Below are 22,718 nucleotides of genomic sequence, written 5' to 3'. Positions count from 1 at the left end.
CGACATACCGGAAGCCCGCTCTGATGGCACCTTTGGCAGGCCCGGGCGGGCACCGCGGCAAGGAAGACTTTCCCTGGTGGTTGGTCGTCCTTGCCATCCTCGGTATCGGCGCCTCTTTCGCAATTGCGGCGAACGGCCTCTATACCCAGATTTTCTCTCTTCTGCTGAACGGCATCGGCGTCACAATCTTCGTGACGCTGGTGGCCTTCACGCTTGCCATGCTGCTTGGCCTGGGGCTTGCACTGCTCGGCCTGTCGGATTTCCTCGTGCTGCGGCAAGTGGCACGCCTCTATATCGAGATTGTGCGCGGCATCCCGATATTGGTACTGCTCTCCTATATCGCCTTTGTCGGCACGCCGGCCTTCGTTGCCGTCTATAACTTCATCACGTCCCCATTGGTCTCCGCCGGCTGGACGAATCCGCTCATCACCCGCGACGTGCCCTTCGTCTGGCGCACGATCATCGCGCTGACGATCGCCTATTCGTCCTTCATCGCCGAAATCTTCCGCGCCGGCATCCAGGCGGTCGACCAGGGCCAGATCGAGGCAGCAAAGGCACTCGGCCTCAGCCGCTTCCAGCGCTTCCGCCTCGTCGTCTTTCCGCAGGCAATCCGCGTCATCCTCCCGCCGCTCTCCAACGATTTCATCGCGATGGTCAAGGACAGCTCGCTGGTATCAGTCCTCGGGGTTGCCGATATCAGCCAGCTCGCCAAGCTCTACTATTCGGCCAATTTCCGCTATTTCGAAACGTTGTCGATCCTCGCTTTCATCTATCTCTTGCTGACAGTCGGCCTGTCTCTGTTGCTGCGGCAGCTCGAAGCCTGGATGCGTCGCCGCTCCGGCAGCGATCGCTCCGCCTTCCCCCGGATGGCTGCGGGCCAGCCACCCGGGGCACAGGTGTGATCGGTTCGGTCAAATGCCGGCCGTACCGATAGAGCCTATCGTCGCCATTGCCGAAGGTTTTGAAAATTGATATGAGCATGGCCATGAGTAAGATCATGAGCAAAGACGGACGTTACGTCACGGCTTTCGTGCTGCAGGACCATAAGCGCCTGCCGGCACGCTTCTTTGCGATGATTTCTGGCGCGCTCAACAGCCGACTTCGCTGATCACACCCGAGGCCGGCGGTCCTGATCCGTCAATCCCCATTTACGACACTGCCAATATGGATCTGTAGCCATGAGCGCTCCACGCACACTTTACGATAAAATCTGGGATGACCATCTGGTCGACGCACAGGATGACGGCACCTGTCTTCTCTATATCGACCGCCACCTCGTTCATGAGGTGACGTCGCCGCAGGCATTCGAAGGCCTGCGCATGACCGGTCGCAAGGTCCACGCACCGCAGAAGACGCTTGCCGTCGTCGACCACAATGTTCCGACCTCGGCCGATCGCCACCTCGGCATCAAGAACGAGGAAAGCCGCATCCAGGTCGAACAGCTGGCCAAGAATGCCGCCGAATTCGGCGTTGAATACTACTCCGAGAACGATAAGCGTCAGGGCATCGTTCACATCATCGGCCCTGAGCAGGGCTTCACCCTGCCAGGCATGACCATCGTCTGTGGTGACAGCCACACCTCGACGCACGGCGCCTTCGGTTCGCTGGCGCACGGCATCGGCACCTCCGAGGTCGAGCATGTGCTCGCCACGCAGACGCTGATCCAGAAGAAGGCCAAGAACATGCTGGTGCAGGTCGACGGCCAGCTGCCGCCCGGCGTCACCGCAAAGGACATCATCCTTGCCATCATCGGCGAAATCGGCACCGCCGGCGGTACCGGCTACGTCATCGAATATGCCGGCGAAGCCATTCGCGCGCTGTCGATGGAAGGTCGCATGACCATCTGCAACATGTCGATCGAAGGCGGCGCCCGCGCCGGCCTGATCGCGCCGGACGAGATCACCTTCGAATATATCAAGGGCAAGCCGCGCGCGCCGAAGGGCGAAGAGCTGGAACAAGCGATCGCCTACTGGAAGACGCTGACATCGGACGAAGGCGCACATTACGACCGTATCGTCACGCTCAACGCCGCCCAGCTGCCGCCGATCGTTTCCTGGGGTTCATCGCCGGAAGACGTCATCTCCGTTCAGGGTGTCGTTCCCAACCCGGACGAAATCCAGGATGAGACCAAGCGTACGTCCAAGTGGCGCGCCCTCGACTATATGGGCCTGAAGCCGGGCACGCCGATGACCGAGATCAACGTCGATCGCGTCTTCATCGGCTCCTGCACCAACGGCCGCATCGAAGACCTGCGCGCCGTCGCCAAGGTCGTCGAAGGCAAGACCGTTGCCTCCACCGTCGACGCCATGATCGTTCCGGGCTCCGGCCTCGTGAAGGAACAGGCGGAAGCCGAAGGCCTCGACAAGATCTTCAAGGCGGCCGGCTTTGACTGGCGCGAGCCTGGCTGTTCCATGTGCCTCGCCATGAACGACGACCGCCTGAAGCCGGGCGAGCGTTGCGCATCGACGTCGAACCGCAACTTCGAAGGCCGCCAGGGCTTCAAGGGCCGCACGCACCTGGTCTCGCCGGCCATGGCCGCGGCCGCTGCGATCGCCGGACACTTCGTCGATATCCGCGAGTGGAACTGATCCGCTTCAAAGCATGAATAGGAAAGGGCGGCCCTTAGGCCGCCCTTTTCGTTTGTCGCGAAGAGTTCGATTCCGAGTTTAGTGTTTCGATGCGGCGGCTTGACCTTCGCTTAACACAGGCGTCGCTGCTGGTTGTACTTGCTGCGCGCGCTGGCTGAGCCAGACGCTGCCGAGCACGACAACGATGCCGAAGATCTGCATCGGGCTCAGCTGCTGGCCGAGAACCACCCAGCCCAGGATCACCGCGGTCGTCGGGCTGAGGAAGCCGAGTGGCGAAACCACCGAAGGCTCGAGCCGCGACAGGCCGCGAAACCAGAGGATATAGGTAAGCGCCGCGCCGATCAGCCCGAGATAGGCAAAGCCGATGATGTTGGCGCCGGTCAGATGCGGCAGCGGCGGCTCGAGCAGAAGGGCGAATGGCAGCAGCAAGACGCCACCGGCCGTCAACTGCCACGCCGTGAAGGTGAGCGGCGAGACAGCCGGCCGCCAGCGGCGGCTGAGCACTGTTCCGCCAGCCATGGAGAAGGCACCGGCAATACCGGCGACAATGCCGATGGGATCGAGCGTTGCATTTGGCGTCAGGATCAGCAGCGCCACGCCGCCGATGCCGGCGACAGCGGCGATGATGGAGAGGCTCTTGATCGGTGAGCCGAGCAGCAGTCGCGCCAGCACGATGACGATCAGCGGCTGGACCGCGCCGACGGTCGCGGCCACGCCACCGGGCAGGCGGTAGGCCGAGATGAACAGCAGCCACCAGAAGATCGAGAAATTCAACGCGCCGAGGACGAGCGATTTGATCCACCAGATCCCATGCGGCAGCCGACGCACGATGAGCAGCAGCAAAAGCCCGGCCGGCAGCGCACGCAGGGTTGCGACCGTGAGGGGATAGCCGGCGGGCAGGAGCTGCGTCGTCACCAGATAGGTGCTGCCCCAGATCGCCGGCGCGATGGCCGTCAGCAGAAGGTCGACATTACGGTTCATGGCCCTGGCCCCAAATTTATCTTGACCTCAAGATAAACCGAAATATCTTGACGTCAAGATAAATTCATGGCGATGTCCAGGCATGGATCGTATCGACAAAATTCTTGACCAATGGCGCCGCGAGCGGCCCGATCTCGACACGACGGCCATGGGCCTCTTCGGGCGCATGCGCAATCTCACGCTTCATCTCTCGCGCGAGATGGAGAAGACCTTCGGACGCTTCGGCCTGAATTCGGCGAACTTCGACATGCTGGCGACCCTGCGCCGCTCAGGCGAACCCTACACCCTCTCTCCCAGCGACCTGATGGATACGATGATGGTGTCATCGGGCACCATGACCAACCGCATCGACCAGCTCGAAAAGGCCGGTCTCGTCGCTCGCACCCAGAACCCGAATGACGGCCGCAGCTTTCTGATTTCCCTGACGCCGGAGGGCTTCAAGCTCATCGATGCCGCCGTGACGGCGCATGTCGAAACGCAAGCTCGGCTTGTTTCCGCCCTCTCGCAGGAGGAAAGAGCTGCCCTCGACGGCCTGCTGCGCAATTATTTAGCCAGCTTCGAATCTCGCTAAGAGATCCGAACACCGCTCGGCGCAGACATCCCGAATGCAGCCTCGCAGCCAGCGATGCGCCGGATCCGCATCGAGCCGCGGGTGCCAGAGCAGCGAGATCGTCACATCCGATGTCGGCACCGGCAGCGCGAAACTATGCATGCCGGCCCTGAGGTTGCCGGTATAGCGCTCGGGTACGCTGACGATCAGGTCGGAGGAGCGCGCCAGGGCCAGCGCCGCCGAAAAGCTGCCGACGATGGTGACGATCTGCCGTTCGCGCCCCAGCCGTTCCAGCGTTTCGTCGATCTGTCCTTTCCGCAAGCCGCGCCGCGAAACGAGAATGTGTTGCCCGGCAGCATAGCGCTCCGGCGTCATTGGCCCCTCGCTTAAGGGATGGCCGCGCCTGACTACGCCGATGAAGCGGTCGTGAAACAGGGCCTGCGTTCGCAGTTCCGGGCTTGTATCGTCGCCGACGACGCCGGTTTCCAGATCGATCGTGCCGTCACGCAGCGGCGTGCTGTCCTTGTCCAGCTTCTGCGTGAAATAGAGCCGCACGCCCGGCGCTTGCTCCGCGATCCGGGTGATCAGTTCGGCGCCGAAATTCTCCACGAAGCCCTCGCGGACGCGCAGCGTGAAGGTCCGAACGAGCTGTTTCAAATTCAACGTCTCGGAGGGCCGCAAGGCTGCCTCGGCCTCCTCCACGAGCTGGCCGACACGCTCGCGCAACTCCAGTGCTCGCGGTGTCGGTACAAGGCCGCGACCGGCTCTCACCAGCAATGGATCACCCGTCGTCTCGCGCAGGCGCGCCAGGGCCCGGCTCATGGCGGAAGGGCTCAGCCGCAATCGCCGGGCAGCGCGCGCGACGCTGCCCTCCGCAAGCAGGGCGTTGAGAGTGACCAGCAGGTTGAGATCGGGCGTGGACATGGCGCGACCATAGCATAAATTCACCAGTATATAGCGTCAAACGCACGAATGAAGTGCAAATGCTGCGCGTTCCGCCATATCGCCGCAATGGCTACCTTTCTGCCGGGACTTTCTTATACCGCCAGAATTGGAGCTCATGTTGAAGCCAATCATTGAAGAACCGGGCAAAGCCCGGCGCACAGGACCAGAACCTTCCATCCGGTGGGCGCTTGCCAGCCTCTCGCTCTCCATGCTCATGCCCTCGCTCGATACCAGCATCGCCAATGTCGGCCTGCCGACGCTGGCAGAGGCTTTCGGCGCCTCCTTCCAGCAGGTGCAGTGGATCGTGCTTGCCTATCTGCTCGCCATCACCACGCTGATCGTCAGCGTCGGTAAACTCGGCGACATCGTGGGACGGCGGCGACTGCTGTTGACGGGTATAGCGCTCTTCACCCTCGCCTCGCTGTTCTGCGGCATAGCGCCGACGCTGTGGCTGCTGATAGCAGCACGCGCCTTGCAGGGCCTCGGTGCAGCCATGATGATGGCACTGACGGTGGCGATGGTCGGTGAGACCGTGCCGAAGGAGCGGACGGGCAGCGCCATGGGCCTGCTCGGCACCATGTCCGCCATCGGTACGACACTCGGCCCGTCGCTCGGCGGCATCCTGATTGCCTGGTACGGCTGGGAAACCATCTTCCTGGTCAATCTGCCGCTGGGGATCATCAACCTCCTGCTCGCCGCCCGTTTCCTGCCGGCAGATCGCCCCGACCGGAAGGTCGTCCGGGGACGCCCCGATGCGGTCGGCACGCTGCTGCTGGCTCTGACGCTTGCCGCCTATGCGCTCGCCATGACAATGGGCCATGGCAGCTTCGGCGCGCTGAATATCGGCCTGCTGCTGGCCGCGGCCTTGGGCGCAGCACTCTTCGCCTTCGCCGAGACGAAAGTGAAGTCGCCGCTGCTGCGCCTGTCGATGTTCAGAAACTCATCGCTAAGTACGAGCCTTGCCATGAGCACGCTGGTCACGACGGTTATCATGGCAACATTGGTGGTCGGGCCTTTCTATCTCTCCCACGCCCTCGGCTTCGATGCGGCCCATGTCGGTGCCATCATGTCCGCCGGCCCCCTGGTATCGGCGCTGACGGGCATACCCGCCGGCCGCATCGTCGATCGCTTCGGCGCACATCGCATGACCGTAACAGGCCTCATCGGCATGATCATCGGCCTGTCGCTGATCTCAGCACTGCAGGGAAGCTTCGGGATTGCCGGCTATGTCGGTCCGCTCGTCATCACCACGGCAAGCTATGCGCTGTTTCAGGCATCCAACAACACCACGATCATGAAAGACATAAGCTCCGAGCAGCGCGGTGTGATTTCAGGCATGCTGAGCCTGTCGCGAAACCTCGGGCTGATATCAGGCGCATCCGTCATGGGCGCGATCTTCACGCTGGCATCGGGAACCGCCAACGTGACCGTGGCGGCGCCCGAAGCGGTGGCGAGCGGGATGCAGATCACCTTCGCGGTCGGCGCCCTGGTGATCACCGCAACGCTCGCGATCGCCATCACGGGCCTGGCATTTGCAAAGCGCACCGTGCTCTCGCAGGAAGTCTCGTGAGAGTGAAGCAAAGGGGATGGCGGAGGATAAGCCCGCCATCCGATCAAGACGATCCGTGACTGCCGAATTCGGCGGAAACGAAGTCGAGGAAGCTACGCAGCTTCGGCGTGATACGGCGATCGGGCGCGTGGAGAATATGCAGCGGTCGCGTCGGCACGCTGTATTCAGGCAGGACAGGCAAGAGCGTCCCGGCCTCCAGGCTCGATCGAACAAGCTCGAACGGCTGAAGGATGATACCCTGCCCTGCCAGCGCCGCCTGCAGCAGCGCTTCGCCATTATCGACCATCAGCCGGCCCGAGATAGGGACGCTGACATTCCCGCCTGGCCCTTCGAAGTCCCAATGCGTCCTCAACATGGTGTGCGAGAAGATGAGGCAGTCGTGACCCTGAAGATCATTCGGTTTTAACGGCACGCCGCGAGAGCGCAGATAGCTCGGCGCCGCGCAGATGACGAGCCGATAGGGGGCGAGGCGGCGGGCGATCAAGCCGCTGTCGGCGAGTTCGCCGATGCGAAAGACCGCATCATAGCCCTCGTCGATCAGATCGACCAACCGGTTCGACAGCGACAGGTCGATCGAAACCTCGGGATGGGCACCGAGGTATTTCGGCAGTTTCGGCGCCAGGGCATTGATCCCGAACGTGACGGGGGCATTGACCTTCAGCTTTCCCCTGGGCACCGCCCGCGTTTCCGCCGCCAAAGCCTCCGCTGCCTCGACTTCGGCCAGTATATTTCGTGAGCGCTCGTAGAACTGGCTGCCGATCTCCGTCAGGTGCTGGCGGCGCGTGGTGCGGTTCAAAAGCCGAACGCCCAGATGCTGTTCGAGAAATCGCACATGTTTGCCGACGAGCTGCGGCGACATGTTCAATGCATCGGCAGCAGCGCTGAACGAGCCAAGCTCGACCGCCTTGACGAAAATGCTCATGCTGGAAAAGCGATCCATTAGAAACGTTCTATTTCAAGTATAGCTCTATTTAGATCATTTATCCCGATATGGCGATAATACTATCTATTCGTCAGCAACAACAAGGAGCTGACGACCATGAAAATCGCTGTCATCGGTACTGGAAATATGGGTGCGGGCCTGGCACGCCTGCTGGCTGGAACGGGCTCGGGCGTGGTGATCGGCCACCGCGATCCGGCAAAGGCGGCCGCATTTGCCGCCGAACTGGGCGCGAATGTCGAAGCGGGTGGGATTGCCGCCGCCGTCAAGCTCGCCGACATCGTCATACTGGCGCTGCCCTATGGCGCGGTGGCCGACGCCCTCAGGGAAGCCGGCAATCTCAAGGGAAAGATACTGGTCGATATCAGCAACCCGATCACGGCGGACTTCCGCGGTCTCGTTGTCGGCCACTCGACATCGGCGGCCGAGGAAATCCAGGCGCTGGCGCCCGATGCCATCGTGGTGAAGGCGTTCAACACCATCTTCGCGACACTCCTGCCGGTTGAAGCACGCAAAGGCAAGGTGCTGCAGGCCTTCGTGGCCAGCGACGATGAGAAGGCCAAGGCGGCAGTATCCAGCCTCGTTCAATCGATCGGCTTCGAACCCGTCGACGCAGGTCCGCTCACCAATGCCCGCTTCATCGAGCCCATTGGCGAGATGAACATCCACTTCGGCTTCTTCCTCGGCAAGGGACCTTCCGTGGCTCCCGCCTGGGTTCAGGTCTGACGTCGTTCAAGACAAAAGAGGCCCGGAGCTCCTCGCTCCGGGCCTCTCACTATCAATAAAGTCCGACGAACCGGATCAGAAGCTCGCCTTCACCGGATCCGGGCCGATACGGCCGCTGGCGGAATCGAGCTTGTCGAGATCAGCCAGATCATCGCTGTCGAGCTTGAAGTCGAAGACTTTGAAGTTCTCTTCGATACGGCTCGGCGTAACCGACTTCGGAATGACGATCAGGCCGTTGTCGATATGCCAGCGAATGATGATCTGCGCCGGCGTGCGGCCATGCTTTGCGGCGACCTTGCCGATCACGGCGTTTGTCAGGAGCTTGCCCTGGCCGAGCGGGCTCCAGGACTGGGTCTTGATGCCGAGCTTGTCATGTACTTCGCGCAGCGCCTTCTGCTGGAAGGTCGGATGCAGCTCGATCTGGTTCAAAACCGGCGTGACGCCGGTCTCGCCGATGATCCGGTCGAGATGTTCCTTGGCGAAGTTGGAGACGCCGATCGAATGCGCGCGGCCCTCTTCCTTGAGGCGCACGAATGCCTTCCAGGTATCGAGGTAGCGGTCGCGGTGCGGCGACGGCCAGTGAATGAGGTAGAGGTCGAGATAATCGGTGCCGAGCCGCTTCAGACTTTCGTCGAAGGCCTTCAGCGTGGAATCGAAGCCCTGCGCCTCGTTCCAGAGCTTGGTGGTCAGGAAGATGTCCTTGCGGGCGACGCCAGACTGGCGCATGCCCTCGCCGACACCATCTTCATTGGCGTAGATGGCTGCCGTGTCGACATGGCGATAGCCGGCTTTCAAAGCCGTGCTGACGGCCAAAGGAGCGACGTTTTCCGGCGTCTGCCAGACCCCGAGGCCGACCTGCGGAATGGACTTGCCGTCGTTGAAAGTGATTGTCGGTTGTGTGGTCACGATAAATCTCCAGGTGATGGGAAGTGGATGGAGTGAAGGCGCGAATTAAATCCGGAAAGAAAGGGTCCCCGTCCTGGCCCGCGCGGGCCGCCGGTCGAAAACCTATATAGTGGAGAATACCGAGAGTTTAACCCCGGCCGGACATTCAGACAACCCGGACGGTCGTTCCCTTGCGCATCAGCGGCAGGATGCGCCGCATATCGCCAGGGCTGACGGCGATGCAACCGGCCGTCGGCTCGTAGCCGGGCCTGATCAGGTGGAAGAAGATTGCCGAGCCGCGATGACGCCGGCGCGAACTCACGTTCCAGTCGAGCACGAGACATATGTCGTAGAGCCCATCGCCCCGTCGCATCTCCTCATGGCTGGGCTTGAAGGGAGCCTTCACCAGCCTGTTGTAATTGGCATCCTCGGGCTGGTCGCACCACAGCATGTCCTTGCGAATACGCCGCATCGGCAGAGCCGTCTGCGGGAGGCGGACATGATCGCCACGCATGAAGCCATAAAGCAGCTTCATGGAGGCAATCGGTGTCGCGCCGTCGCCCTCGCGCTTCAATATGCTGCGCCCGGATCGGCCGATCGCGGCCTGAACAGTCAACGGTCCGACCTTGACCAGCGCGCGCGTCTTCTTACCCGGCGCAGGACGTACGACGATCGTGGAAGCGGACCGCCTGGCCCCTGCCCTTGTCTTTTCCATTTTCCTCACATGTTTTTGCTTTGCGCGTGATTTCATTTGAAATCATAGCAGTTACAACCAAACCACCAAGCCTGAGCCGCGTCGCGACTTGCTAAAAATGCAATTTGGCGTAGGACTTAGGTGGGATTAGAACGAGGATCCGAACGGCATGACCGCACGCACCATTCTCCTGGTGGATGATGACAACGACCTGCGTGAAATGTTGGTCGAGCAATTATCGCTTTATGAGGAATTCAACGTCCTGCAGGAAATGACGGCCGGAAAGGGCGTGCAGACCGCACGCACCGTGCCTGTCGATCTCCTGATCATGGATGTCGGACTGCCTGACATGGATGGCCGCGAAGCCGTAAAGCTGTTGCGCAAGAACGGCTTCAAGTCGCCGATCATCATGCTGACGGGCCACGACACGGATTCCGACACCATCCTCGGCCTCGAAGCCGGCGCCAACGATTACGTCACCAAGCCCTTCCGCTTCGCCGTCTTGCTCGCCCGCATCCGCGCGCAGCTGCGCCAGCACGAGCAGAGCGAAGACGCGACTTTCACCGTCGGCCGCTATCTCTTCAAGCCGAGCCAGAAGCTGCTCACCACCGAAGACGGGCAGAAGATCCGCCTCACGGAAAAGGAAGCGGCGATCATCCGCTATCTCTACCGCGCCGACCAGAAGGTCGTGACCCGCGACATCCTTCTCGAAGAAGTCTGGGGCTACAATTCCGGCGTGACAACGCACACGCTCGAAACCCACGTCTACCGCCTTCGCCAGAAGATCGAGCGCGATCCATCCAACGCTGAAATCCTGGTGACGGAAAACGGTGGCTACAAGATCATTCCATAGGCCACAGACATGGCGCTGAACGACGATATCCGGCTGCTGTCGCAACTGCCGCTGTTTCACGGCATGGGCGATGAGCCGTTGCGGCTGATTGCCTTCGGCGCCGATCGTCGTCATGTGACCGAGGGCCAGACCCTGTTTCGGGAGAAGTCGCCGGCCGAATGCGCCTATGTCGTCACGCGCGGCAGCTTCGAACTCAGCACCATCGATCCCGCCGGGCAGAAACAGGTGGAAGCGGTGGTACAAGCCGGAACGATGCTGTCCGAGCTGGCAATGGTGACGCTGGTGGAGCGGAAATACACAGCGGTTGCCGCTGAAGAATCCGACGTGATCCGCATTACACGGGCTCTCTTTCATCGGCTGATTGAGGAATATCCCGATGCCGGCCTGCTGATCCAGAACCGCATTCGCGAAAACTTCGCAGCGCTTGCCCGGCAGGCAGCAGCCCTTCTCGGCCGGTTTTCCTGATCCTCACCAACGACCCGCCTCAGGACAACGCCTTTACGAGCAAGACCGTCGTCAGCCCGCTATCCCAATCCTCGTCCGGATAGCGATCAACCTCGCGATAGCCTCGGGCTGCGTAGAAGGCCTGGCTGGGATGATTGAATGTATCGGTTTCCAGCCGTGCCGTGGCAAAGCCGGCAGCGGCGATGTGCTTCTCCGCATGGTCCATCAGGCGTCGTCCGATTCCCTGTCGGGCATGCGCTGAATGCACGTGGAGGGCGTGCACGAAGTCGTCCTCCCAATCGACGAAGCCGACGACCTCACCGGCAACCTCAGCCACCCGGAATTGAAGCCCGCGCATATCGACATAGGCGGTAGGCTTTTCTTCCTGGAGAAATGCCTGCGCAGCGGTCTCAGTGATATTGGGACGCCAGGTGCTGTTGAACGTGTCGTGAAGAACAGCACGCAGGTTGGCCATGTCTTCCCGTCGCGCTGCCCGAAGGATGGGATCTCTATTTCCACTCATGATGGCAGGATAGACCTGTGGGCGGATCGAATCCAGCCTTTGGCGCCCTTGTTTGACGGCGGCCATGTGGATCGATCACGGAGCAGCAGATACTACCCTTGCCGCCCGCTAGAGATCGAAATGCGCCGTGACCGGCACATGGTCGGATGGGCGATCCCAGCCACGCGCCGCCTTCAGGATTTCGATGCGCTGCAGGTGTGGGCCGAGATCGGAAGACGACCAGATGTGGTCGAGGCGGCGGCCGCGGTCGGCAGCTTCCCAGTCCTTGGCGCGGTAGCTCCACCACGTATAAAGCTTTTCACTCTCCGGCACCTTCAGGCGCATCAGATCGAGCCAGGAGCCTCGCTTCATCACCTCGATCAGCCCATCAGTCTCGACCGGCGTATGGCTGACGATCTTGAGCAGCTGCTTGTGCGACCAGACATCGTGCTCCAGCGGCGCAATGTTGAGGTCACCGACCAGGATCGCCGAGGTATTCGGCTCGGCATTGGCGCTCAGGTGCTTCATTTCCTCGATGAAATCGAGCTTGTGACCGAACTTCGGATTGATGCTGCGATCAGGCTCGTCGCCGCCGGCCGGAACATAGAAATTATGCACACGGATGCGGCGCCCGCCACGCTCGAAGATCGCCGAGATGTGCCTGCTGTCGCCGACGTTGCAATAATCCTGGCGGTGATCTTCGGTCAGCGGAAAACGCGAGGCGATCGCCACGCCGTGATAGCCCTTCTGGCCATGGATGATGATGTGCTCGTAGCCAAGCGCGCGCAGCGGCGCGTAGGGAAAAAGCTCGTTCGGAACCTTGGTCTCTTGCAGGCAGAGAATGTCGGGCTGGCCCTGCATCAGGAACTGTTCGACGATGGGCATGCGCAGCCGCACCGAATTGATATTCCAGGTCGCAATCGAAAATCCCATGCCAACGCCTTTCCCATAAAGCAATTCCAGGAAAAGTGCGCAGCGGTTTTCCGGCCGGAATTGTGTCAAAACAGACAGCTGGAGCGGTTCAGCGATTCCGTGAAACACTCTACTCAGGATAAGGCTTTAGACCGGCCGCAGCGGAAAGAAAAGCGCCATTCGGCGCTTCCTCAGCTACCAAAGATCCAGACAGCGATCAGCGGATGTAGTCGATGCGGAAAACGCTGTCGTCGAAGGCCACATTGGTCTTCACATTGTTGATGATGACATCGGTCGTCTTGCCCTGCGGATCGATAACGGTCCATTGGCGCAGGTCATAGGTCTTCGAATCGAAGATCATCGTAATCGTGGAATCGCCGAAGACGGTGCGGTTGCCGAGCGTGATCTTGGTCAAGTCGAGCTGCGATTCGACATTGCGCACCATATCGGCGGAAAGGTCGATCTTGTTGGCAAGCAGAAGGCTCAGCGGCGTCTTCGACAGCTGATACATATTCTTCGTATTCGTCTGGTCGTTGATGACCTGCACATTGTTGCCATCGCAAATAACGCGCATGCGAGACGGCGGATCGTAGTTGAAGCGCATCTTGCCGGGGCGCAGGATGAAAAACGTGCCGCTCATCTGGTCGCCGCGCGGCCCGATCTGCAGAAAGCCCCCCTTCATCGACTTGATGGACGAGAAGTGATCGGCGATGGCCTGGGCAATATTGGGATTGACGGCGGCGGCCTGCGCCTGGGCCTGAGCAAGAGCCGAAACCGGCAGAGCGCCTGCCGCACCGACCGCGACCATGGCGCCGAGGAAATGCCGGCGGCTCAGGGAAAGTCGGGTCGAGGGCTGCGCATCAATCTTTGTCATCGAATTCTCCTTCATGCTTTGTCCATGGCGCGCAAAATCGGCGTCTTCATGGCGCGGCGGCCCGTGGTTCGCTGGGGTCGCTATCAAATGTCCTTGAACATAGGCGGAATATCCGACGCGGAAAGCCAGATCGCCTCAACGATCCAGAATGTCCGCTTCGGTGGGAACGAGAATTTCGCGCTTGCCGGCGTGGTTGGCCGGGCCGATCAGGCCCTCCTGCTCCATACGCTCGATCAGCGATGCCGCGCGGTTGTAGCCGATGCCGAGGCGGCGCTGGATGTAGGAGGTCGAAGCCTTGCCATCCCGCAGAACGATCGCGACCGCCTGATCGTAGGGATCTTCCGAATCGGAAAGGTTGGCAGTTCCTGCCGGACCATGGCCGTCTTCATCCTCATCGTCATCAGCGGTGATGGCGTCGAGATATTGCGGCGAGCCCTGCGTCTTCAGGTAGGCGACGATATCCTCGACTTCACCGTCGGCGACAAACGGGCCGTGGACGCGCTGGATGCGCCCGCCGCCCGCCATATAGAGCATGTCGCCCATGCCGAGCAGCTGTTCGGCACCCTGCTCGCCAAGAATGGTGCGGCTGTCGATCTTCGACGTCACCTGGAAGGAGATGCGTGTCGGGAAGTTCGCCTTGATCGTGCCGGTGATGACGTCGACGGACGGACGCTGCGTCGCCATGATGACATGAATGCCGGCTGCACGCGCCATCTGCGCCAGGCGCTGCACCGCGCCTTCGATGTCCTTGCCGGCGACCATCATCAGGTCGGCCATTTCGTCGATGATGACGACGATGTAGGGCATCGGCTTCAGATCGAACTCTTCGGTCTCGTAGATGGCTTCGCCGGTCTGGCGGTCGAAGCCGGTCTGCACCGTACGGCTGATCGCCTCGCCCTTGGCGACGGCCTGCTCGACGCGGGAATTGAAGCCGTCGATGTTGCGCACGCCGATCTTCGACATCTTCTTGTAGCGCTCTTCCATCTCGCGGACGGTCCACTTGAGCGCAACGACGGCCTTCTTCGGATCGGTGACGACAGGCGACAGCAAGTGCGGAATGCCGTCATAGACGGAGAGTTCCAGCATCTTCGGATCGATCATGATCAGGCGGCACTGTTCCGGCGTCATGCGATAGAGCAGCGACAGGATCATCGTGTTGATGGCGACGGACTTGCCCGAGCCGGTGGTGCCGGCGACGAGCAGATGCGGCATCTTGGCGAGATCGGCGATGACAGGCTCGCCACCGATCGTCTTGCCAAGCGCCATGGCGAGCTTGGCCTTGGAGGTCTCGAAATCGCGGCTGGCGACGAGCTCGCGCAGGAAGACCGTCTCGCGCGTCGAATTCGGCAATTCGATGCCGATGGCATTGCGACCGGGGACGACGGCGACGCGGGCGGCGATCGCGCTCATCGAGCGGGCGATATCGTCGGCAAGGCCGATGACACGGGAGGACTTGATGCCCGGCGCCGGCTCCAGTTCGTAGAGCGTCACCACCGGGCCGGGACGGACGTGAATGATCTCACCCTTGACGCCGAAGTCTTCGAGTACGCCTTCGAGCATGCGGGCATTCTGTTCCAGCGCATCGGCCGAAAGCGTCGCATCGCGCGCAACCGCCCTGGGTTCGGCGAGCAGGTGCACGGCCGGAAGCTGGAAGCCATAGGGGCGAATGAAGGAAGTCTGCGCTTCGCGCTCGGCCCGCACGCCGGGCTTCGGGCGCGACGCTGGCGGGATGACGCGTTGTCCCGCTGCCGCCTTCGGCGTTGCCGGACGCAGCGGCCATTCATCCTCGTCCTCGTCGTCGGCCAGAATGCCGGCCGGACGCGGCAAGTCGCGCTCATAGGACGCATCCTCGTCCTCGTCATCATCGTCACCGAGGCTGATGGAGGGAGCGGAAACGACGCGGCGCGCAGCCGAGCTCTCAAGCGATGGCTCGACACGGTCACCTCGCGCCATCGGCGCCTTGGCGCGCATGGGTTCGTTCAATGTGCCGAATTCGTCGTCATTGAAATCATAGGGGGCATCGAAAGCATGGTCGCGGCGCTTGCGCGGCCCCATGCCGAACAAACGGCGAAGGCGGGCCTGGGTATTGTACCAGGCATGCATGACTGCACCGAAGGCCAGAAGGTTGCCGAGGAAGCCGCCGCGGTCGTCATCCTCGTCCTCATCACCGACCCGACGCGCGCGGCTGCGCGTTTCCTCGTAGTCGTCTTCGCCATCCTCTTCTTCGACAAGGCTTTCCCCGATCACGCCGGCGCCAAAGAGCATGAGCCAGATCGCCGGGACGGCCAGAACCGACCCGATCACGATGGCGACGACACCGCTGGGATAGGTGCCGATGAAAAGGGCGGGAAAGCGCAGCAAGATGTCACCAACAACGCCGCCGATGCCGTTCGGGATCGGCCAGGTGGGCGGTGCGGGAAAGCACGCGATGGAGCCGGCCGCTACGACGCAACCGCCGAGCCACGCGCCGAGACGTGACGGCACGCGATTGAGCTTGCGGTTCGCTATCATCGCAAAGGCCCAGGCGGCAACGGGCAGCATCGCGACGACGGAAGCAAGCCCGAGAGCCTGCATCATGATGTCGGCGAAGGCAGCACCGGGAAAGCCGAGCAGGTTCGTCGGGGCGTTGGCCGTGGCGTAGGAATAGCTGGGGTCCATGACATTCCAGGTCGCCAGTGCCGCGACGGCCAGCGCCAGCAGCAACAGCAGCGCGAAGCCTGTCAGACCCTTGACCTGACGCCAAACCACACTCGATAGCGATAAACGGTCGGGGCGACCGCTCAACGCCGCCGAATTGCTTCTGCCCATGATATCCAGCCCCGTTCCGTGTCGAAAGCGCAAGCGAATCGGTCTATGCCCACTCGCCGGCAGGTTAGCCCTACCTAATCAGAGGAGGGTTAATGGCATGTTAACCATGCAGCCAGACCGGGCGAATCAAGGGGTTCTGCGGTGGATATCCGGGCCTCAAAACAAAAAAGACCCGAACCGAAGTTCGGGCCAAAAGCGTCCTGTCTGCAATCAGACAGGACGCGACGGGATGTTCAGCGATGCCGGGCTTTTTACCCCGGCATCGCAAGCCCGGATCAGGAGTTGTGGTAGGCAGCTTCGCCGTGCGAAGCGAGGTCGAGACCTTCGCGTTCGGCTTCCGGCGCAACGCGCAGGCCGATGATGACGTCGACCAGCTTGTAGAGGATTGCCGAGCCGATGCCGCACCACAGGATCGTGGTGATGACTGCAGTTGCCTGGACAACGACCTGGCTTCCCATCGTCACGCCATCGGCATAGCCGACGCCGCCCAGCGATGCGCTGGCAAATACGCCGGTCGCAAGTGCGCCGAAGATACCGCCGATGCAGTGTACGCCGAAGACGTCTGCCGTATCGTCATAGCCGAACTTGTTCTTCACGACGGATACGAAGAAGTAGCAAAGCGGCGAAACGATCAGACCGAGGACGATCGCGCCCATCGGGCCGACGATACCGGCAGCCGGCGTGACGGCAACGAGACCGGCAACCATGCCGGAAGCGCCGCCGAGCATGGAGGCCTTGCCGCGGGTGAAGGTTTCAACCAGCGACCAGGAGATGATGGCAGCGGCCGTTGCGACGAAGGTATTGACGGTGGCGAGCATCGCGCCGCCCGAAGCTTCGAGGTTCGAGCCGGCATTGAAGCCGAACCAGCCAACCCAGAGCATGGAAGCGCCGACCATGGTCAGCGTCATCGAATGCGGGGCCATCATGTCCTTGCCGAAGCCGACGCGCTTGCCGACCATGAGGGCGCCGACGAAGCCTGCGATACCGGCATTGATGTGAACGACGGTGCCGCCTGCGAAGTCGAGGGCGCCCATCTTGAAGAGCATGCCGTTGGAATCCCAGACCATATGAGCGATCGGGAAGTAGACGAAGGTCGCCCACAGCGCGCAGAAGAGCACGGCCGCGCCGAACTTGATGCGCTCGGCAAAGGCGCCGATGATCAGCGCCGGTGTGATGGCGGCGAACGTCATCTGGAACAGCATGAAGATCAATTCAGGAATGACGACGCCCTTGGAGAAGGTCGGAGCCGTGCTCGTGGGCGTGACGCCGGAGAGGAACATCTTGGCCGTGCCACCCCAATAAGGGCTGGTGCCGCCGCCGAAGGCAAAGGAATAGCCGTAGAGTACCCAGAGGATCATCACGACAGCGCCGATCATCGTGCACTGCATCAGGACCGAGAGCATGTTCTTCGAGCGGACGAGACCGCCGTAGAACAGCGCAAGACCCGGCACGAGCATGAACAGCACGAGAATGGTGGAGATGAACATGAAGGCGGTATCGCCCTTGTCCGGCACGGGCGTGGCAGCAGCAGCGGCTGCAGCAGCCGGAGCGGCGTCCTGCGCAAACGCGATCGCCGGCGCGAGCAGGGCCGCAGAAAGCGCACCCACCCGTGTCAAGGTGGAGGAAAGCTTGGAAAATGACATGCAAATAACTCCCTGATCAGCCGTGTCTTACAGAGCTTCGGAATCGGTTTCGCCGGTACGGATGCGCACGGCATGGTCAATCGAATAGACAAAGATCTTGCCGTCGCCGATCTGGCCGGTCTTGGCGGCCGTCGCGATGGCCTCGACGGCCTTGTCGACGATTTCGGTCGCGACTGCGACCTCGATCTTCAGCTTCGGCAGGAAGCTGACGGCGTATTCGGTGCCGCGATAGATCTCGGTGTGTCCCTTCTGGCGCCCGTAGCCTTTAACCTCGGTCACAGTCAGGCCCTGGATGCCGACAGCCGTGAGGGCCTCACGGACCTCATCGAGCTTGAACGGCTTGATAATGGCCATCACAATTTTCATCTGGTTTCCCATCCTTTGTTTACCCTCGGCATGGAGCCGACTCTCCTTGCCGCCGACGAAAGTTTCAGCAGCGACCGGGTATACACATTCAAGGGGCGTGCCAGATTCGTGACACATTTATAAACTATTGAAATAAAAGGGATTTATTACAGAAACTCAATAAAGCGGCAACTCGCGGCGCAGTTGTCGCACAAATAAAGTGCAAATTTATAAGTTTGCACTTTATTTAATCATTTGCCTTTTTACGAATCAGGCCCTCTTGCGCGACGGACGCAATCAAGACACCGGATCGCGTAAACAGGCTGCCGCGGGTGAAACCGCGCGCACCGGAGGCGCTGGGGCTTTCCTGGCTGTAGAGCAACCAGTCGTCGAGCTTGAACGGGCGGTGGAACCACATGGCGTGGTCGAGGCTTGCCACCTGAATGCTCTGATCCAGGACAGATGTGCCATGCGCGTTGAGCGCGACATCGAGCAAGGTCATGTCGGAGAGATAGGCGAGCACGGCATTGTGGTAGAGGCGGTCGTCCGGAACCGGGCCCGTCAGGCGCACCCAGATATTCTGCCGCTGGCTTGGCTGCGAGCGAGAAAAATAGCTCTCGATCGACACTGGGCGGATCTCGATCGCCCGCTTGCGCTCCCAATAGCGGCGCACATTCTCGGGCGCATGCGCCAGATAGCGTTCCATGATTTGCTGTTCGCCCATCAGATCCTCGGGCATCGGCACGTCAGGCATCTCCCCCTGATGTTCGAAGCCGGGCTCATCGACCTGGAACGACGCCGTCAGCGCAAAGATCGCCTTGCCGTGCTGAACCGCCAGCACGCGCCGGGTGTTGAAACTGGAGCCGTCGCGCAGGCGATCCACCTGATAGAGGATCGGAACCGCGGGGTCGCCGGGCAGCATGAAATAGGCGTGCAGGGAATGCGCGAAGCGATCGCCATCGACCGTTCGTTGCGCCGCCATCAGCGCCTGGCCGATGACCTGGCCGCCGAAGACGCGCTGCCAGCCCACCTGCGGACTGTTGCCGCGAAACAGGTTCATCTCGATCGTTTCCAGATCGAGCGTCGCCAGCACGACTTCCATGGGGGTGAGCTTCTCGGTCTCTCGCGACATTTTGCTTGAACTCCGATGGTAGGAACCACGAACAGGATGCTCTATATAGAACAGGAAGTGACAGTAGGACACAGGGAAGCGCTATGTTGGACATGCTGGTAGTGGGTGGCGGATATGTGGGTCTTGCCGCAGCGGTCGCCGTCAAACAAGCAGCTCCTCACCTCGATGTCATGATCGTGGAAGCCGCTCCGGAAACCGCATGGAAGAAGGACACGCGCGCCTCGGCGATCATTGCCGCCGCCTCCAAGATGCTCGATGTCCTGGGTGTATGGGATGAGATCGCGCCCGAGGCCGAGCCGATTACCCGCATGATCGTCACCGATTCGCGCACCAGCGATCCCGTGCGCCCCGTCTTCCTGACCTTTGACGGCGAAGTGACCGAGGGACAGCCCTTTGCCCATATGATCCCGAACCTTGCCATGGTTGGCGCGTTGCGCGGCGCCTGCGAGCGCCTGGGTGTCACCATCAAGCATGGCCTCAGCGCCACCGGTTTCGTCACGGATGATAGCAAGACCACCCTCACGCTCTCGGATGGCACCACGCTGGAGACGCGGCTTCTCGTCGCCTGCGATGGCGTGCGCTCCAAGCTGCGTGACATGGCAGGTATCAAGACGGTCAATTGGGAATACGGCCAGTCCGGCATCGTCGTCACCGTCGAGCACGAGCGCCCGCATGGCGGCTGCGCCGAAGAGCATTTTCTACCGTCGGGACCCTTCGCCATCCTGCCGCTGAAGAACAACCGTTCCTCGCTCGTCTGGACGGAACGCACAGCCGAAGCGGATCGGCTGGTCGCCTCGGACGATCTGGTCTTCGACGAGGAGCTGGAGCGCCGGTTCGGCCACAAGCTCGGTGCCCTGCGTACCATCGGCGACCGCCGCGCCTTTCCGCTCGGCCTGACCCTTGCCCGCTCCTTCGTCGCAGCGCGCTTCGCGCTTGCCGGCGATGCCGCCCATGGCATCCACCCGATCTCCGGCCAGGGCCTCAATCTCGGCTTCAAGGATGTGGCGGCGCTCGCCGAAACCATCGTCGAAGCCGATCGCCTTGGCCTCGATATCGGCTCGATCAATATCCTCGAGCGCTACCAGACCTGGCGGCGCTTCGACACCTTCCGCATGGGGGTGACGACCGATGTGCTGAACCGGCTGTTTTCCAACGACAACACGCCGCTGCGCATCGCCCGCGATTTCGGGCTGGGGATCGTCGAACGCCTGCCGAACCTCAAATCCTTCTTCATCGGACAGGCGGCAGGCACGACCGCCAAGAACAATCCGCGCCTGCTCGCCGGAGAGGCTATCTGACGGACAGAGACTGAGCCAGCAATCAAAATGCCCGCTATTGGGGGAAGCAGACCTCGCTTCAGCCGGATAAAGACGCGGTAAAGACCGCCAATTGAGCGGCGAAAGCGCGCTGGTACGCGGGCCGCGATTCGCCGCGGGCGACATAGGCGGAAAGGTTCGGATATTCGTCCACGATGCCCGATGACTTCAATCGGAGCAGGACCGTAATCATCAGAAGATCACCGGCGCTGAATTCGCCATCGAGCCAGTCGGCATAGCCGAGCCGATTGGAAAGGCCGGCCAGCCGCCGCCGGATGTTCTCGTCGAGGGCGCGGAGACGCTTCTCGTACCAGGGTTCCTCGCGCTCGAGGATCGTGGCAAGGCTGCGCTCGAAAATCGGTGGCTCGACCGTGTTGAGTGCGGCAAACATCCATGTGATGGCGCGCGCCCGTCCATTCGCCTCGTCCGGCAGCAGGCGCCCATGGCGCTCGGCGATGTGGAGCACGATCGCACCCGACTCGAACAAGGCCAGGTCGGCTTCTTCATAGGTCGGGATCTGTCCGAACGGATGAAGCGCGAGATGTCGAGGTTCCTTCATCTCCTTGAACGAGACAAGACGAACGTCATAGGGTTGGCCGACCTCTTCGAGCGCCCAGCGAAGGCGCATATCGCGAGCCAGACCCTTGCCACGATCGGGCGAGCGTTCAAACGCAGTAATGGTAATCGTCATGGCATCCTCCATAGCGTGTCTGTCTAAAAGACGATTGGCCAGCCGAGATCCCGACACCCCATAGTCGAAATAGCCCCTGCGATCGGATCGAGCACTCCCTGAACCAAATGTTGTCGCTGCGGCTGCGCCGGCATTGCCGCGATTTGACTCACATCCCATCATGTAATAGTAAAAGTTACATGAGTAGAGATAGTCGCCTTTCAGATGTGCTGCACATCCTGCTGCACATGGCATATGAGCGCGCGCCGGTGACGTCGGAAGCCATGGCGCGCTCGCTGAACACCAATTCCGTCGTCGTCCGCCGGATCATGGCCGGACTGCGCGATCGGGGCTATGTGCGCTCCGAGAAGGGCCATGGCGGCGGCTGGGTACTGTCCCGTCATCTTTCCGAGATCACCCTCCTCGATATCTATTTGGCGCTTGGAAGCCCGGCACTCGTCTCTTTCGGCAGACGCTCGGAGGCACCGGATTGCCTCGTGGAGCAGGCCGTCAATTCAAACCTCGACAAAACGCTGCAGGAAGCTCAACTGCTGATGATGACCCGCTTCGGTGAGATCACCCTCGCCAAACTCCATGCCGATGTTCAGGTGGGAATAGCGGATCGCCAGCACCTGCCGAAACTGGAGGCTGCGCATGGCTCAAAATCATGAATCCAACTTCGCCGGAGATGCCGTCAGATCTTACCTCGAAGGCCCGCCCCGGCAGGTGCCTGGGTTCTCAAGCCTCCATCGCATGACGGCGATGCTGCTCGCCGAGCGGACGCCCGAAAACGGCCGGGTGCTCGTCCTGGGGGCCGGCGGAGGATTGGAGCTGAAGGCATTCGTGGACATGCAACGCGGCTGGTCTTTCGACGGCGTGGACCCTTCCGCCGACATGTTGCTGCTCGCCCGACAGGTGGCCGGAGACCGCGCTGAACGAATCCGCCTTCACAACGGCAACATCGATGTCGCACCCGAGGGGCCGTTTGACGCCGCTACCTGCCTGCTGACCTTCCATCATGTGCCGCTGCCGCAGCGCCTAGAAACACTGAAGGAGGTTCGCCGCCGCCTGAAGGCCGGCGCGCCGTTCATTCTGGCGCATGTCAGCTTTCCCCAAACCGAGCCGGACCGTTCGATGTGGATTGATCGCCACGTCGCCTATGGCGCACCGGATGGAGCGGACATCGGAAGGCTGGAAAATGCGCGCAATGCCATGCGCGAGCGGTTACATATTTTGTCGCCCGAGGAGGAGGAAGCCATGCTGCGCGAGGCGGGCTTTTCCGACGTCACCCTGTTCTACGCCGCATTCAGCTTCAAGGGATGGGTGGCCTACGCCTAGCG

Annotated in this window: 23 protein-coding genes; 10 read left to right on the top strand and 13 right to left on the bottom strand. The window is 61.4% G+C overall.

All coding sequences use genetic code 11. The features are described from left to right. The first annotated feature begins 23 nt into the window (after positions 1–23). Both ACQZ6F_RS20280 and leuC read left to right on the top strand, forming a co-directional pair. Positions 24–902, top strand: a complete 879-nt coding sequence (locus tag ACQZ6F_RS20280) for an amino acid ABC transporter permease (RefSeq protein ID WP_077471990.1) — start codon at positions 24–26, stop codon at positions 900–902. A 276-nt stretch (positions 903–1,178) separates the two neighbouring features. Next, positions 1,179–2,588 (top strand): 3-isopropylmalate dehydratase large subunit, encoded by a 1,410-nt coding sequence (leuC, locus tag ACQZ6F_RS20275; protein WP_077471991.1) that lies wholly within the window; start codon positions 1,179–1,181, stop codon positions 2,586–2,588. Between the two features lie 78 nt (positions 2,589–2,666). On the opposite strand, the gene ACQZ6F_RS20270 is transcribed toward leuC, so the two are convergent. After that, the gene (locus tag ACQZ6F_RS20270; RefSeq protein ID WP_449093859.1) at positions 2,667–3,569 is read right to left on the bottom strand and encodes an EamA family transporter; all 903 of its coding nucleotides are present in this window, start codon (positions 3,567–3,569) and stop codon (positions 2,667–2,669) included. 82 nt (positions 3,570–3,651) lie between these two features. Between ACQZ6F_RS20270 and ACQZ6F_RS20265 the strand changes: the two genes are divergently transcribed. Next, positions 3,652–4,140, top strand: a complete 489-nt coding sequence (locus tag ACQZ6F_RS20265) for a MarR family winged helix-turn-helix transcriptional regulator (RefSeq protein WP_449093860.1) — start codon at positions 3,652–3,654, stop codon at positions 4,138–4,140. Here the strand turns inward: ACQZ6F_RS20265 and ACQZ6F_RS20260 are convergent. After that, positions 4,117–5,043: a LysR family transcriptional regulator gene (locus ACQZ6F_RS20260; RefSeq protein ID WP_449093861.1), complete on the bottom strand. Its 927-nt coding sequence runs from the start codon at positions 5,041–5,043 to the stop codon at positions 4,117–4,119. The two genes, ACQZ6F_RS20265 and ACQZ6F_RS20260, sit on opposite strands and share 24 nt — an antisense overlap. Positions 5,044–5,179: 136 nt before the next feature. Between ACQZ6F_RS20260 and ACQZ6F_RS20255 the strand changes: the two genes are divergently transcribed. Beyond that, positions 5,180–6,634, top strand: coding sequence for an MFS transporter (locus tag ACQZ6F_RS20255; RefSeq protein WP_449093862.1), 1,455 nt, complete (start codon positions 5,180–5,182; stop codon positions 6,632–6,634). A gap of 43 nt (positions 6,635–6,677) precedes the next feature. Here ACQZ6F_RS20255 and ACQZ6F_RS20250 read toward each other — a convergent pair whose 3' ends face one another. Further along, positions 6,678–7,574, bottom strand: a complete 897-nt coding sequence (locus ACQZ6F_RS20250; protein WP_449093863.1) for a LysR family transcriptional regulator — start codon at positions 7,572–7,574, stop codon at positions 6,678–6,680. Between the two features lie 90 nt (positions 7,575–7,664). Here ACQZ6F_RS20250 and ACQZ6F_RS20245 point away from each other — a divergent pair, with 90 nt between their 5' ends. Then, entirely contained in the window at positions 7,665–8,300 is a 636-nt protein-coding gene (locus ACQZ6F_RS20245; RefSeq protein WP_449094112.1) for an NADPH-dependent F420 reductase, read from the top strand. Positions 8,301–8,375: 75 nt separating this feature from the next. Here ACQZ6F_RS20245 and ACQZ6F_RS20240 read toward each other — a convergent pair whose 3' ends face one another. Continuing rightward, positions 8,376–9,206, bottom strand: coding sequence for an aldo/keto reductase (locus ACQZ6F_RS20240; protein WP_449093864.1), 831 nt, complete (start codon positions 9,204–9,206; stop codon positions 8,376–8,378). 145 nt (positions 9,207–9,351) lie between these two features. Beyond that, a complete protein-coding gene (locus tag ACQZ6F_RS20235) occupies positions 9,352–9,900 on the bottom strand; it encodes a L,D-transpeptidase family protein (RefSeq protein WP_449093865.1) in 549 nt (182 codons plus the stop codon). Positions 9,901–10,048: 148 nt separating this feature from the next. Here ACQZ6F_RS20235 and ACQZ6F_RS20230 point away from each other — a divergent pair, with 148 nt between their 5' ends. Both ACQZ6F_RS20230 and ACQZ6F_RS20225 read left to right on the top strand, forming a co-directional pair. Continuing rightward, positions 10,049–10,732: a response regulator transcription factor gene (locus ACQZ6F_RS20230; protein ID WP_068394469.1), complete on the top strand. Its 684-nt coding sequence runs from the start codon at positions 10,049–10,051 to the stop codon at positions 10,730–10,732. 9 nt (positions 10,733–10,741) lie between these two features. After that, positions 10,742–11,197 carry a cyclic nucleotide-binding domain-containing protein gene (locus ACQZ6F_RS20225; protein WP_449093866.1) on the top strand — a complete coding sequence of 152 codons (456 nt, stop codon included), beginning with the start codon at positions 10,742–10,744 and terminating at the stop codon, positions 11,195–11,197. Between the two features lie 19 nt (positions 11,198–11,216). On the opposite strand, the gene ACQZ6F_RS20220 is transcribed toward ACQZ6F_RS20225, so the two are convergent. The 7 genes from ACQZ6F_RS20220 to tesB form a co-directional block, all read right to left on the bottom strand. Further along, on the bottom strand, positions 11,217–11,651 hold the full coding sequence (locus tag ACQZ6F_RS20220; protein ID WP_449093867.1) for an N-acetyltransferase family protein: 435 nt from the start codon (positions 11,649–11,651) through the stop codon (positions 11,217–11,219). A gap of 156 nt (positions 11,652–11,807) precedes the next feature. Then, complete coding sequence (locus ACQZ6F_RS20215) at positions 11,808–12,611, bottom strand: exodeoxyribonuclease III (protein ID WP_449093868.1); 804 nt, start codon at positions 12,609–12,611, stop codon at positions 11,808–11,810. 196 nt (positions 12,612–12,807) lie between these two features. Further along, complete coding sequence (locus ACQZ6F_RS20210; protein WP_449093869.1) at positions 12,808–13,464, bottom strand: outer-membrane lipoprotein carrier protein LolA; 657 nt, start codon at positions 13,462–13,464, stop codon at positions 12,808–12,810. 135 nt (positions 13,465–13,599) lie between these two features. Continuing rightward, on the bottom strand, positions 13,600–16,272 hold the full coding sequence (locus ACQZ6F_RS20205; protein WP_449093870.1) for a DNA translocase FtsK 4TM domain-containing protein: 2,673 nt from the start codon (positions 16,270–16,272) through the stop codon (positions 13,600–13,602). A gap of 275 nt (positions 16,273–16,547) precedes the next feature. Continuing rightward, positions 16,548–17,915 (bottom strand): ammonium transporter, encoded by a 1,368-nt coding sequence (locus ACQZ6F_RS20200; protein WP_449093871.1) that lies wholly within the window; start codon positions 17,913–17,915, stop codon positions 16,548–16,550. Between the two features lie 27 nt (positions 17,916–17,942). Continuing rightward, complete coding sequence (locus tag ACQZ6F_RS20195) at positions 17,943–18,293, bottom strand: P-II family nitrogen regulator (protein WP_068394480.1); 351 nt, start codon at positions 18,291–18,293, stop codon at positions 17,943–17,945. A gap of 214 nt (positions 18,294–18,507) precedes the next feature. Continuing rightward, positions 18,508–19,392, bottom strand: coding sequence for an acyl-CoA thioesterase II (gene tesB / locus ACQZ6F_RS20190; RefSeq protein ID WP_449093872.1), 885 nt, complete (start codon positions 19,390–19,392; stop codon positions 18,508–18,510). Between the two features lie 83 nt (positions 19,393–19,475). Between tesB and ACQZ6F_RS20185 the strand changes: the two genes are divergently transcribed. Beyond that, complete coding sequence (locus ACQZ6F_RS20185) at positions 19,476–20,690, top strand: ubiquinone biosynthesis hydroxylase (protein WP_449093873.1); 1,215 nt, start codon at positions 19,476–19,478, stop codon at positions 20,688–20,690. A 58-nt stretch (positions 20,691–20,748) separates the two neighbouring features. Here ACQZ6F_RS20185 and ACQZ6F_RS20180 read toward each other — a convergent pair whose 3' ends face one another. Further along, the gene (locus ACQZ6F_RS20180; RefSeq protein WP_077472042.1) at positions 20,749–21,399 is read right to left on the bottom strand and encodes a glutathione S-transferase family protein; all 651 of its coding nucleotides are present in this window, start codon (positions 21,397–21,399) and stop codon (positions 20,749–20,751) included. Between the two features lie 179 nt (positions 21,400–21,578). On the opposite strand from ACQZ6F_RS20180, the gene ACQZ6F_RS20175 reads away from it, so the two are divergent. Beyond that, entirely contained in the window at positions 21,579–22,049 is a 471-nt protein-coding gene (locus tag ACQZ6F_RS20175) for an Rrf2 family transcriptional regulator (protein WP_449093874.1), read from the top strand. Further along, complete coding sequence (locus ACQZ6F_RS20170; protein WP_449093875.1) at positions 22,033–22,716, top strand: class I SAM-dependent methyltransferase; 684 nt, start codon at positions 22,033–22,035, stop codon at positions 22,714–22,716. Before ACQZ6F_RS20175 ends, ACQZ6F_RS20170 begins: the two co-directional genes overlap by 17 nt. The last annotated feature ends 2 nt before the right edge of the window (positions 22,717–22,718 follow it).

It is taken from the genome of Rhizobium sp. A22-96 (genome assembly GCF_053521805.1).
Note: the sequence above shows the minus strand (reverse complement) of the source record. Positions and strands in the feature narration are given on the sequence as shown.